The sequence below is a fragment of the Mesorhizobium sp. M4B.F.Ca.ET.089.01.1.1 genome (assembly GCF_004022605.1).
Taxonomy (GTDB): domain Bacteria; phylum Pseudomonadota; class Alphaproteobacteria; order Rhizobiales; family Rhizobiaceae; genus Mesorhizobium; species Mesorhizobium abyssinicae.
Window position 1 is genome coordinate 1 of sequence record NZ_RZOS01000158.1, and the last position, 11,995, is coordinate 11,995.

At 64.5% G+C, this 11,995-nt stretch carries 10 protein-coding genes and 1 pseudogene; 6 read left to right on the forward strand and 5 right to left on the reverse strand.

Annotated features, from left to right (window positions below; all coding sequences use genetic code 11):
* The coding region (locus tag EN780_RS16570; protein WP_128274735.1) for a pyridoxal-phosphate dependent enzyme at positions 1-669 on the reverse strand (669 nt) is incomplete at its 3' end.
* Positions 670-838: 169 nt separating this feature from the next.
* Between EN780_RS16570 and EN780_RS16575 the strand changes: the two genes are divergently transcribed.
* A complete protein-coding gene (locus EN780_RS16575; RefSeq protein WP_245493353.1) occupies positions 839-2,911 on the forward strand; it encodes a transcriptional regulator in 2,073 nt (690 codons plus the stop codon).
* A 36-nt stretch (positions 2,912-2,947) separates the two neighbouring features.
* Here the strand turns inward: EN780_RS16575 and EN780_RS16580 are convergent, their stop codons facing one another.
* From EN780_RS16580 to EN780_RS16595, 4 genes are all read right to left on the reverse strand, one after another.
* Positions 2,948-3,985 carry an MBL fold metallo-hydrolase gene (locus EN780_RS16580; RefSeq protein WP_127286314.1) on the reverse strand — a complete coding sequence of 346 codons (1,038 nt, stop codon included), beginning with the start codon at positions 3,983-3,985 and terminating at the stop codon, positions 2,948-2,950.
* A 130-nt stretch (positions 3,986-4,115) separates the two neighbouring features.
* On the reverse strand, positions 4,116-5,297 hold the full coding sequence (gene choV / locus EN780_RS16585) for a choline ABC transporter ATP-binding protein (protein ID WP_127286315.1): 1,182 nt from the start codon (positions 5,295-5,297) through the stop codon (positions 4,116-4,118).
* Positions 5,294-6,148 carry a choline ABC transporter permease subunit gene (gene choW / locus EN780_RS16590; protein WP_127392669.1) on the reverse strand — a complete coding sequence of 285 codons (855 nt, stop codon included), beginning with the start codon at positions 6,146-6,148 and terminating at the stop codon, positions 5,294-5,296. Before choW ends, choV begins: the two co-directional genes overlap by 4 nt.
* A gap of 120 nt (positions 6,149-6,268) precedes the next feature.
* Complete coding sequence (locus EN780_RS16595; protein WP_127286369.1) at positions 6,269-7,204, reverse strand: choline ABC transporter substrate-binding protein; 936 nt, start codon at positions 7,202-7,204, stop codon at positions 6,269-6,271.
* 332 nt (positions 7,205-7,536) lie between these two features.
* Between EN780_RS16595 and EN780_RS16605 the strand changes: the two genes are divergently transcribed.
* The 5 genes and pseudogenes from EN780_RS16605 to EN780_RS16625 all read left to right on the forward strand — a co-directional run.
* Complete coding sequence (locus EN780_RS16605; protein ID WP_127286367.1) at positions 7,537-8,148, forward strand: thymidine kinase; 612 nt, start codon at positions 7,537-7,539, stop codon at positions 8,146-8,148.
* Positions 8,149-8,283: 135 nt separating this feature from the next.
* Complete coding sequence (locus EN780_RS16610; protein WP_127286366.1) at positions 8,284-8,667, forward strand: cytochrome c family protein; 384 nt, start codon at positions 8,284-8,286, stop codon at positions 8,665-8,667.
* 303 nt (positions 8,668-8,970) lie between these two features.
* Positions 8,971-10,059, forward strand: coding sequence for a hypothetical protein (locus tag EN780_RS16615; protein ID WP_127286365.1), 1,089 nt, complete (start codon positions 8,971-8,973; stop codon positions 10,057-10,059).
* Between the two features lie 33 nt (positions 10,060-10,092).
* A complete protein-coding gene (locus EN780_RS16620; protein ID WP_128274736.1) occupies positions 10,093-11,238 on the forward strand; it encodes a hypothetical protein in 1,146 nt (381 codons plus the stop codon).
* Positions 11,239-11,262: 24 nt separating this feature from the next.
* A pseudogene (locus EN780_RS16625) lies at positions 11,263-11,995 on the forward strand (AAA family ATPase); the annotation flags it as partial.

Genomic DNA, 11,995 nt, shown 5'->3' on the forward strand with positions numbered 1-11,995 from the left:
GCCGACCAGCTGGGCGTTGGCAGGCTCGGCGAGCACTATCTTGACCTCCGGCCGCTCCCGGCGGAGCACCCGGCCGACGCCGGTCACCGTGCCGCCGGTGCCGTAGCCGGTCACCAGATAGTCGAGCCGCGAGCCTGCAAAGTCGTTGATGATCTCGCGCGCCGTGGTCGCCTCGTGGATGGCGGCGTTGGCTTCGGTCTCGAACTGGCGGGCGAGGAACCAGCCATTGGCCTCGGCCAGCTCGGCCGCCTTCTTGTACATGCCAAAGCCCTTCTGGGCACGCGGCGTCAGCACCACCTTGGCGCCCAGCATGCGCATCAGCTTGCGGCGTTCGACGGAAAAGCTGTCGGCCATCGTCACCACCAGCGGGTAGCCCTTTTGCGCGCAGACCATGGCGAGCCCGATGCCGGTGTTGCCGCTGGTCGCCTCGACCACGGTCTGGCCCGGCTTCAGCGCGCCGCTGCGCTCGCCTTCCTCGATGATGTTGAGCGCCAGCCGGTCCTTGACCGATGCGGCCGGATTGAAGAATTCGGCCTTCGCATAGATCGTCGCATGGCCCGGGCCGAGATTGTTGATGCGGATGACCGGCGTATCGCCGACCGTGTCGAGAATGCTGTCGAACAACCGGCCGCGCCCGGCCGTGGTTCTGATCTTCAACTGCTGCAACATGTCTGGTCTCCTCTTGGTCCTCACGATCCGGTTACAAACCGGAGGGCTTGGCGGCGAGGTTTCGAGACCTTGCCGCGTTAGGTTGCTCGACGTGCCTTCATTTCGGCAACGGCTGCATCCGGCCGGAATGTCCGCTGCCGGTGCGCCTTGTCGGGTTTGGTGATAGAACATGGAGCAACTGGTCAGCGTGGGAGCGAGCGTGGAAACGCACGTGGAATCCGCCCGAGCGAGCCTGGAAAGCACTGCCGCCGGCCTTTCCGTGCGGCTGCTCGGACAGCTGGCTATTTCGCGCGACGACATGTCAGTGGCGCTGCCGGCGTCGCGCAAGCTGCGTGCATTGCTTGCCTATCTGGCGCTTGCGCCGCACCCGGTCGGACGCAGCCGCCTGTGCGAGCTCTTGTGGGATGTGCCGAACGATCCGCGCGGCGAGCTACGCTGGTGCCTCAGCAAGCTGCGCGGCGCGCTCGACGAGCCGGGCCGGCGCCGGATCGAGACCGAAGGCGACACCGTCGCGCTTCGTCTTGCCGGACTTGGCATCGATGCCGTGGAAGCCGCTGCCGCGGTCGCCGAAGGCATCGAGAGCCTCGGCCTCGAGCGGCTGAGGACGCTTTCCCACCTTTTCACCGGCGATTTCCTCGACGGGCTGGAACTCGACCGCAGCCCGCATTTCAACAGCTGGCTGACGGCGCAGCGCCGTCGTTTCAGGTCATGCCATGTCGCCATACTGGAGCACCTGATCGGGCTGCTTCCGGCCGAATCCGACGAGGCAGGCGCCTATATCGACAAATGGCTGGAACTCGCCCCTTTCGACAGCCGCGCGCATCTTGCGCTGCTGGAAAACAATGCGCGGCGTGGCCAGATCGGCGCGTGCGAGGAGCATCTGGCTGCCGCCGCGCGGCTATTCGAGTCGGAGGAGCTGGATTTCGCCCCCCTGCGCGAGGCATGGCAAGAAATAAGATCCCGTCAGTCCAGCGCGACGCCACCCGTGCGATCCGTGCCGGCGTTTGCAGTGCCCCAGGCACCGGTCGCTCCGGCCGAGCCCGAGACATCGGCGACACGCCGCGCCTCGCTCGCAGTCATGCCGTTCGTCGAGCGCGCCGGCACCGCGGATTTTCGTGGTGGGCTGGCCGACGGCTTGACCCATGACATCATCACCCGCCTGGCCAAGCTCAGGGATTTCTTCGTCATCGCCCGCGGCTCGGTTTTCGCGCTGGCGGAGAAGGACATCTCGCCCGAGGATGCCGGGCGCAGGCTGAATGTCGACTACGTCGCGACCGGCTCCGTCCGCAGCCTGTCGGGCAGGGTCATCGTCGCCGTCGAACTGGTCGAAGTGCGGACCGCACGCATTGTCTGGGCCGAGACGTTCGAGCACCGGCCGGACGATATCTTTGTCGTGCTGGACGATATCGGCAACAGCATCGTGTCCTCCATCGCGGCGGAGGTCACCACTGTCGAGCGCAACCGCGCGATGCTGAAGGCGCCCAATTCGCTCAACGCCTGGGAGGCCTACCATCGCGGCCTCTGGCACATGTACCGCTTCACCCGGACCGAAAACGAGCTGGCCCACCAGTTCTTCGACATGGCGCTGAAGCAGGACCCGACCTTCGCCCGCGCCTATGCCGGCCTCTCCTTCACCCACTGGCAGAACGCCTTCCAGCGCTGGGGCGACCGCGACCACGAAGCTGCGCTTGCCTTCGAAACCGCCGGACAAAGTCTTCTGGTCGACGAACACAATCCGGCGGCGCATTGGGCCATGGGCCGGGCGCTGTGGCTGCGCGGCGAGCGCGACGGCTCGCTGCTCGAGCTGGAACGGGCCGTTGATCTCAGCCCGAATTTCGCGCTCGGCCACTACGCGCTGTCCTTTGTGCACTCCCAGTCGGGTGATCCGCGCTCAGCGATCGGCTCGTCCGATCATTCGCGCCATCTCAGCCCCTTCGACCCGCTGCTGTTCGGCATGATGGGCGCCCGCGCCATGGCCCATGCCCGCCTTGGAGAGTTCGCCGAGGCCTCGGAATGGGCGCTGAAGGCGGCGGCCCGCCCCAACGCCCACATCATCATCCTGGCGATCGCCGCGCATTGCCTGGCGCTGGCCGGTCGGCAGGACGAGGCGCGCACTTTCGCCGCCGCCATCCGCAAGACCCTGCCGGACTATCGTGCCGACGACTTCATCGCCACCTTCCGTTTCGACCGGGACGCCGAAGCCATGTTCCGGCACGGCGCCAGGCGCATCGGCCTGAATTGATATTCTGAAATCCGGCCCGCGCGGCGCCGCCACGGCCTACCGCAAAAGCGGCCCGCCCGCCTTCCGCCACGCGTCGATGCCGCCCTGGATATGGCGGGCGTTGGCGATGCCGACGTCCTGTGCCGCCTGCACCGCCATCGCCGAGCGTTCGCCGAAGGCGCAGTAGAACAAAAGCTGCTTGCTGGTCGATCGAGCCAACTCATTGAGCATGCCGCCGGCGGCGATGTTCTCCTGCAGCCTGGGATAGGGCAGATGGATGGCGCCCGGGATGACGCCATGCCGCTCCCGCTCGGCGCTCTCGCGCAGATCGATCAAAGCCACGTCCGGCCTGCCGACAATCGCCAGCGCCTCGTCCGCCGTGACAGACCAGCCGCGCCCGGCGATCTCGTCCTGATGCAGCCCGACCTTCATGTTGGCCGGCACGGCGACGTCCATCATCTTCGGGTTGGCGAGCTTGAGGTTGTTCATGATCTCGACATACTCGTCCACCGACTTCACCTGCAGGCGCGGGTTGAAGGCTTTCTCCTCTGCGATGGTCGAGACCGTCTCGCCCTTGTAGTCATGCGCCGGGAAGATCAGCGTCTCGTCGGGAAGCTTGAGCAGGCGGCCGAAGATCGATTCGTACTGCTGGCGCGGATCGCCGTTCTGGAAGTCGGTGCGGCCGGTGCCGCGGATGAGCAGCGTGTCACCGGTGAACACCCGGTCCGGCAGGATGAAGCTGTAGGAATCGTCGGTATGCCCGGGCGTGTAGATGACATCGAGCGCCAGCCCCTCGATGGCCAGCTTGTCGCCGTCGGCGAGCCGCATCGACACCACGTCGGCCTTGGTCTGCTCGCCCATCACCGTGACGCAATGCGTCCGGTCGCGCAGCGCGCCGAGGCCGGTGATGTGGTCGGCATGCAGATGCGTGTCCACCGCCTTGACCAGCTTGAGGTCGAGCTCGTTGACGAGCTGCAGATAGCGCTCGACCTTCTCCAGCACCGGATCGATGATCAGCGCCTCGCCGCCCCGGCGACTGGCCAGCAGGTAGGAGTAGGTCCCCGATACGGAATCGAAGAGCTGTCGGAAAATCATCCCTGCACCTCCCGTCCGCGGCGCGATCCGCCGCCGCAGGGATCATACTAGGGCACGGTGGCGGTGCCTGCCAGCCGTACCAAGGTGCGGCCTCGCACCTTGGGTCGCGCCTGCAATCTCGTACCCGCGGCTATCGCCGCAGCACGGCGCTCAGCACGTCGCGGATGCCGATCGCGCCGACGAAGCGCGACTGCTCGTCGAACAGCGCCACCGGCGCCGTTTGCGAGCGGTGCATGGCCAGCATCACCGTCTTCAGCGACGTGCCAGGTGTCGCCCAGAAGACCTGCGACGTCTCCTCCGGCTGCCGCTCGACATCGGCACAGGAGACCCACACCGCAGGCTTGCCGTCGCGCTCGGCGGCCGACACCAGCCCGTGATCGTCGATCTTGAAGCGCGTCGTCTTGCGCCGGTCGAGCCACACCCAGCCGTCCTCGCCGTGGTCGAGGTCGCGGCGGTCGCGCATGACGTTCCAGGCGGTCAGCACCGACAGCGGATTCACGTTGGCGATGAAGTCGCGGACATAGTCGTTGGCAGGCCTGAGCACGATGTCTTCCGGCGCGCCGGTCTGCACGATGCGCCCGCCTTCCATGATGGTGATGTGGCTGCCGATCTTCAGCGCCTCCTCGAGGTCGTGGCTGACGAAGATGATGGTCTTCTTCAGCTCCGCCTGCAGCTGCAGCAACTCGTCCTGCAGCTTGGTGCGGATCAGCGGATCGAGCGCCGAGAACGGCTCGTCCATCAACAGGATCGGCGCCTCGGTGGCGAAGGCCCGCGCCAGGCCGACGCGCTGCTGCATGCCGCCGGAGAGCTCATGCGCGTATTTCTTCGACCACTGGTCGAGATGGACGAGCTCGAGCTGCTTCTTCACGCGCGCCTTGCGTTCGGCTTCCGGCACGCCGGCAAGCTCGAGGCCGAAGCCGACATTCTCTTCCACCGTGCGCCAGGGCAAGAGACCGAATTGCTGGAACACCATCGCCACTTGCTTCTGGCGCAGGCGCCTGAGCGTCGCCTCGTCGCAGGTGACGACATCGACCGTGCGGTCGCCGTCCTTGACCAGGACCTGGCCGCGCGAGACCACGTTGAGCCGGTTGACGGCTCTGAGCAGGGTCGACTTGCCGGAGCCCGACAGGCCCATCAGCACGGAAATCTCGCCCTCGTGCACGGTCAGGCTGGCGCCTGCGCAGCCCAGCACGTTGCCGGTCTTCTCGAGGATCTCCGCGCGGCTCGCGCCGCTGTCGATCAACGCCAACGAACCGGCCTGATCGGCGCCGAAGACGATATCGACATCCTTGAAATCAACGGCGACGGTCATTTCTTGCCTCCAACGCCGATACGCGTCATCCGGTCGAGCACGATGGCCAGCACGACGATGGCGAGGCCGGCTTCAAGCCCGAGATCGATGCGGCGCGAGCCGAGCGCGCGGTTGATTTCCGTGCCGAGGCCGCCGGCGCCGATCAGCGCGGCGAACACCACCATCGACAGCGACAGCATGATCGACTGCGTCAGTCCCGCCATGATGGTGGGCAGCGCCGAGGGCAGCTCGACCTTCCACAGAAGCTGGCTCTTGGTGGCGCCGAACGCCTCGCCGGCCTCGATGATCGCCTTTGGCACCGAGACGACGCCGAGATGGGTGAGCCGCACCGCGGTCGGGATGACGAAGATGATTGTGACGATGAGGCCAGGCGCATTGCCGAGGCCGAACAGGGTCAGCACCGGGATCAGGTAAACGAAGGTCGGCAGCGTCTGCATCAGGTCCAGCACCGGCAGCATGATGCGATAGACCTTCGGCTTGTGCGCCGCCCAGATGCCGAGCGGCACGCCGATGGCCATCGCCATGGCGGCGGCCGCAACCACCAGCACCAGCGTCTGCACCGTCTGCTTCCACAGGTTCTGGTTGATGATGAAGATGAGGCCGATGAAGACGGCGATGGCCAGCGGCCGCGAGCGCTGCAGGAACCAGGCGATGACGGCGATGACCAGTGCCAGCAGCACCGGAGGCACCACCAGCAAGATGTCGACCAGACCGTCGAGCAGGAAATTGAGGCCGTTGGAGAAGGCCCTGAAGATGGTGTCGAAATTGTCGGTGAGAAAGCCGAAGAAGGCCTTCCCCCACGGTCCTATGGGGATCTTGTAGGCGACCAGGAATTTCGAAATCGGATCCATCTTGCCCCTCTCTGGCTGCGCCGTCCTTGCCGGACAGTCATCTTGTCACAGGATATGAAAAAGGGCAGCCTTTTCCATGGTGGCTGCCCTTGCTCCGGTCATGCCGGATTCATGGTCGGCTCAGCCTCCGAGCGCGGTCTTGACTGCCGCGGCGGCATCGCCGCCGTCGAAGGTGGTGACGCCGGCGATCCAGGGCGCGACGGCGTCCGGATGCTTCTTCAGCCAGTCGGTCGCGACCGTGTTGGCATCGCCGCCCTTGAGGATGGCGTCCATCATCTCGCCTTCCATGTCCAGGTTGAACTTCAGGTTGGCGATGAACTTGCCGGCATTCGGGCATTCGGTGGTGTAGCCCTTGCGCACGTTGGTGAAGACGGTGGCGGCGCCGAAGCCGCTGTCGCCCATACCGTCGAGATAGGTGATCTTCATGGCGCCCATCACCGGATGCGGCGTCCAGCCGAGGAAGGCGATCCACTCATTGCTCTTCATCGACTGCTCGGCCTGCGTCAGCATGCCGGCCTCCGAGGATTCGACCAATTCGAAGCCTTCGAGATTGTCCTTCGGGTTCTTGATCATGTCGAGGATGATGCGGTTGCCGTCATTGCCGGCCTCGATGCCATAGATCTTGCCGTTGAACTTGTCCTTGAACTTGCCGAGGTCGGTCAGCGTCTTGACGCCGGCGTCCGCCACATAGGTCGGCACGACGATGCCGTAGCCGGCACCGGTCAGGTTGGTGCTGATCGTCTCGACCGAGCCGTCGGCGGTGTAGTCCTTGATGTCGTTGGTCATCGACGGCATCCAGTTGCCTAGGAAGACGTCGAGGTCCTTGTTCTTCAGCGAGGCCATGGTGACCGGGACCGACAGCTGGATCACCTGCGGCTCGTAGCCGAGCGCGGTGAGCAGCACCGAGGCGACGCCGGTCGTGGCCTGGATGTCGGTCCAGCCGACATCGGAGAGGCGCACCGCCTTGCAGCTTTCGGGGTCGCCGGCGAAAGCAGCGCTGGTGGACAGGAAAGCCGCCAGGCCGAGCCCGGCGACGAAGGAATTCATGCGCGACATAGATATTCTCCCATTGCGATTCTTTTTGGCGCGGCGAAGTTACGGTTTGTGTCCCCGCCTTGTTTCGTCAGCCAAACACCATTCTGGAGCGGTTTCAAGCACTAAGACAATCACGATCAACGGCGCGCACTGGCCGATCAGCGACACGGCTGCCGCTTTTTTGATGGCCGGCAGCTTTTTCAGGGGAATGCGCCGACGCCCCCTCCCCGCCTCGCCGCAACTCGGCATAAGGTGTGCCGAGATTCAGGTCAGGGTCCGTGAGCACCGGAAGCGCAGGAAGCCGCCGTTTGCAGGCCGGCATCACCTGAAACTCGACACACCTCAAGGGCGGCATGGCCAAGCTTTACTTCAACTACGCGACGATGAATGCCGGCAAGACGACGATGCTGCTGCAGGCGTCCTACAACTATCGTGAGCGCGGCATGACCACGATGCTGTTCGTCGCCGGCCATTACCGCAAGGGCGACAGCGGGCAGATCTCGTCGCGCATTGGCCTCGAGGCAGAGGCCGAGATGTTCCGCGACGGCGATGACCTCTACGCCCGGGTCGCCGAGCACCACGAGCACACCACGGTGCATTGCATTTTCGTCGACGAGGCGCAGTTCCTCGAGGAGGACCAGGTCTGGCAACTGGCGCGGATCGCCGACCGGCTGAACATACCGGTCATGTGCTACGGCCTGCGCACCGATTTCCAGGGCAAGCTGTTTTCCGGCTCGCGCGCCCTGCTGGCGATTGCCGACGATCTGCGCGAGGTGCGCACCATCTGCCGCTGCGGTCGCAAGGCGACGATGGTCGTGCGGCTGGGACCCGACGGCAAGGTGGCGAGGCAGGGCGAGCAGGTGGCGATCGGCAAGGACGTCTATGTCTCGCTTTGCCGCCGCCACTGGGAAGAGGAGATGGGTCGCGCCGCGCCTGACGATTTCATCGGCTTCACCAAGGCCTGACCGGAAGCGGGTCGCCATTTGCGCCATCGCGAGGCGCGCCGCCCGGATGAGCGCTCCTTCCGCAATCCCGCCATCATGTGCGGCGTTTGTTAAGGCATGGGCCCTATCCAGGTGCCCTCAGCCAGGAGTCCCGCCATGCTTCGAGCCATTTCGTCCGCCGCTATCCTTCTGCTCGCCCCCATCGCTGCCGCCCATGCCGATGGCGACGCGGCCCTTGGCAAGAAGGTCTTCAACCGGTGCATGGCCTGCCATGAGGCGACGACCGATCACGACAAGGTCGGACCGCACCTTCTGGGCGTCGTCGGCCGCACCGCCGGCAAGGCCCAGAATTTCAACTATTCGCAGGCCATGAAGGACGCCGGCGCCGCCGGCCTGGTCTGGGACGAGGCGAACCTGTCCTTGTACCTGCGCGCGCCCAAGCTGAAGGTCCCCGGCAACAAAATGGCCTTCAGCGGACTGACGAACGACGCCGACATCGCCAATGTCATTGCCTATCTCAAGGCCGACCCCAAGCCCTGAGCTGCCGCGGCTGCGATTTGCCCGGCAGGCGCCGGTTCACCGGCAATTGTTTGCCGAATATCCAGACGATGCGCCGGCGGGAAGCGAAATGCATCGCCCGCGGCCCGGCGGCGCGACAGTCGAATTGCAAAAGAAATGCGCCGGCGGACGGCTAGTCAGGCCATGCGCATGGTTCGTTTGTCTTTCAAGGGAGAAACGAAACCTTTTGTTTTCGCAGCACCTCTTGTCTTGCGTCTTTCAATCCCCGGATGCTCCACATATATTCGCGCCGACACGAAACCGATGCCGATGCGGGAGGCCCCTATGGCGACATTGCAGAATTTCGATGCCGAAATTGCCAAGACCAAGCAGGTCGTCCAGGACATGCGCTCGAAGATCGAGCAGTCCGGCACCGTGCTCGACACGCTCGCCCAGGCCGACAAGAAGATCGGCGACGCCAATTTCGACATCGAGAACGCCCGCATCGAGGATGTGCTGAAGCAGCAGAAGATCATGGAAGGCAACATCGCCGACCTGATCATCGGCCTCGAAGACGCCACCAACGTCTTCGGCGCCGAATTCGAGAGCATGAAGAACTACACCGGCTGGGAAAACTTCGTCGGCGTCTTCTCGGCGCAGCGCAAGCAGCGCATGCGCACCGATCGCGTGCGCAACATGTCGCTGGCCGGCAACCTGCAGGAGCTGCTGGCCAAGTCCGACACCATCGTCGGCATCTTGAAAGCGCAGAAGGAAGTGCTCGACCAGCGCTACAAGACCTCGGAAAGCAGCCTGTCGCAGGTCATCGAGCGCCGCAAGACGACGATGTCCAACCTCGAAGCGGTGCAGAAGCGCATCGAGGAGCTCAATCCGATGCTGCTCGACATCGAAAACAAGATCGCCGCCTCGACCAGCCAGAAGGAGCGCACGCAGCTCGAGGGCGAGCGCTCGAAAATGGCCACGGAATACAACGAGAAGCAGGCCAAGGAGCAGGAATTGCTGGCCGAGAGCCAGACGCTCGAGCGCTACACCTCGATGTTCCAGACCTTCGTCGATTCGCTCAACAACCAGATCGCCGCGCAGTCGACGCTGATCAACAAGCTGACCATCGACACCGAGCAGCGCATCGTCCTGTACAAGGCGCTGGAGGATTCGCTGAAGACCGCCGCGCAGCAGGATGTCGCTCACAAGATCAACACGCTGGGCAGCCAGGTCGACAACACGGCGGAGGAGACCATGGCCGGCATCGGCGCCGCCTCGCAGAAGCACATTGGCGACCTGCTCGAAATGCACGAGAAGAACATGGTGGCCTCGGCCGACATCCAGCGCCGCAAGAAGCTGGCCGACGATGCCTTCGCCCGCCGCTTCGACGAGGTGATGAAGAAGCACAATTCCGCCAACTACGTGCAGCAGTGATTGGCGGCTGGCGTTCGTCTCCAAGGCAGTCCCATGACCCCCGAAAATGAAGCGGCGGCGCGCTATTTTTCCGCCATCACGGCGGCGCTGAGCGGGCTGGAAGTGTTCATGCGCGACGATCGCTCGCCGCTCTACCGGCACGGCATCGTCGCCAAGATCGTCGCCGAATACATTGCGCGGCTGGACAAGTCGTTTTCCTGCTGGCGCAACCGCCTCGGCTTCATGGAGACGTTCCGCATCTCGCGCGCCGACAGCGGCTATCCGGTGTTCCAGAACCTGCTCGAACTGGAGAACGACCGTCGCCAGGCGGAGAGCCGGCTGGCCAACATCCCACAGGCCGGCGAGCTGCGCGAGGAAATGGCCGACTTCATCCTGCGCCACAAGGAGTTTCCCGAGGCGCTGCAGAAGTCGATGGCCGAGCGGCTCTATCTGGAGGACGTCAGAAGCGAGCAGACCTTCGGCCCGTTCACGCTGGCGCAGACGGCGAAAGTCTCGGTCAATCCGAAGACCCTTCGACCCTATTACCTGGTGCACTGGGCCTGCTTCGACGGCAGCGCCAACCTGCCGCTGATCTATATGGTGACGGTCGAGGACTCTTCCGAAAGCATGGTGCGCCAGCTCGTCGACAGCAACGGCAAGCTCAATGAGAGGGTCGACATTCCGCTGCCGGTCGACGGCCTGCTCAACCCCGAGCTTGCCCACCGCTTCGACGATTTCACCGAGAAGAATTCCGCCTACACGCTGTCCCCGGCAACGATCGCGGTCAATCTCGACAAGGATTTCGAGCCGCTGCACCCAAAGCAGCTCCGCCGCGTCGTGCTCGGCCCGTTCTATTCGGCGGGCATCACCGACAACAATTCGACAGTGACCGAGGTTCTGGCCAAGGTGCGAAAACCGGAAAACGCCTGGCTGCTCACCTGGACCATCCAGGAGGTCTTTTCCAAATCCGAGAAGCCCGGCCGCAAGGGCCTGTTTTCGAGCGAGAAGACGACGCAGGAATTCTTCATCAACACCGACGATCTGGAGGCCGCGCGCCAGGGCGTGTCGAGCTACGAGAACCATGCGCTGATCCCGCACGAGGCCTATCAGGCGCTCTACGCCGCCGGCGAGGCGCAGAAGATCTTTTCCGGCTACAAGGTCCACATCCTGTCCAACGGACAGGTCATCTCAGACGTCTGACCGTCACACCACGGAGCACCCTTCATGGACACCGGCCTGACCACGATTTCGGAAGCCGCGATCGAAAAGCACCGCGCCACGGCGCAGAGTTTCATCACCCGCATTGTCGTGCTGGAGGATCCGGCGCGCGAATCCGGCACGGCGCTAGCCGGCACCAATCGCCGCTTCGTCTCGACCGTCTCGGTCGGCTCGGTGCGCCGCACGCGCGAGGTCGAGCTGTCGAAGACGGTCGCCGCCGTCCATCCCGACGACCAGTTGCTGACCATTCCGCAGCACACGCTTCTGTTCCGCGCACGCCGCGGCCTGGCGATCGCGCTCGCCATTTCCGATGTCTTCGCCGAGGGCTCCGACCTGGAAAGCCTGCAGGCCAAAAACGCCCGCGCGCCGCTCGAGGGCGACGAGGCGGCGACCTTCAAGAAGCTTCTGTCGGCCTCGGCCTACATCTCCGCCTTCAGCCTCGCCTCGTACCTCTTCCAGCTGATCGACAGCGACGGCGAGGCGCCCAACGACATCGCCGAGCCCGACTTCCTGTTCGACACCCAGCAGGACGCGGTGAAGTCGATCATTGCCGGCCTCGACAAGGCGATTGCCGGATCGAAGGACGATGCGGACCTGATGACGCGCGCGCGCGCCTTTGCCCGCGTCGCCATCGACGGGCTGCTGGCGCGAAAAGGCCGCTTCGACGGCATCGGGCCATTCGAGAATGCCCATATCCGCATCGATGTCGACGATTTCACCCTCGACGGCGTCGACGTCG

Excerpts from the sequence above, each read along its gene's own strand:
- EN780_RS16575 (WP_245493353.1), top strand. The coding sequence starts at position 839 with ATGGAGCAACTGGTCAGCGTGGGAGCGAGCGTGGAAACGCACGTGGAA.
- EN780_RS16580 (WP_127286314.1), bottom strand. The coding sequence starts at position 3,985 with ATGATTTTCCGACAGCTCTTCGATTCCGTATCGGGGACCTACTCCTAC.
- choV (WP_127286315.1), bottom strand. The coding sequence starts at position 5,297 with ATGACCGTCGCCGTTGATTTCAAGGATGTCGATATCGTCTTCGGCGCC.
- choW (WP_127392669.1), bottom strand. The coding sequence starts at position 6,148 with ATGGATCCGATTTCGAAATTCCTGGTCGCCTACAAGATCCCCATAGGA.
- EN780_RS16595 (WP_127286369.1), bottom strand. The coding sequence starts at position 7,204 with ATGTCGCGCATGAATTCCTTCGTCGCCGGGCTCGGCCTGGCGGCTTTC.
- EN780_RS16605 (WP_127286367.1), top strand. The coding sequence starts at position 7,537 with ATGGCCAAGCTTTACTTCAACTACGCGACGATGAATGCCGGCAAGACG.
- EN780_RS16610 (WP_127286366.1), top strand. The coding sequence starts at position 8,284 with ATGCTTCGAGCCATTTCGTCCGCCGCTATCCTTCTGCTCGCCCCCATC.
- EN780_RS16615 (WP_127286365.1), top strand. The coding sequence starts at position 8,971 with ATGGCGACATTGCAGAATTTCGATGCCGAAATTGCCAAGACCAAGCAG.
- EN780_RS16620 (WP_128274736.1), top strand. The coding sequence starts at position 10,093 with ATGACCCCCGAAAATGAAGCGGCGGCGCGCTATTTTTCCGCCATCACG.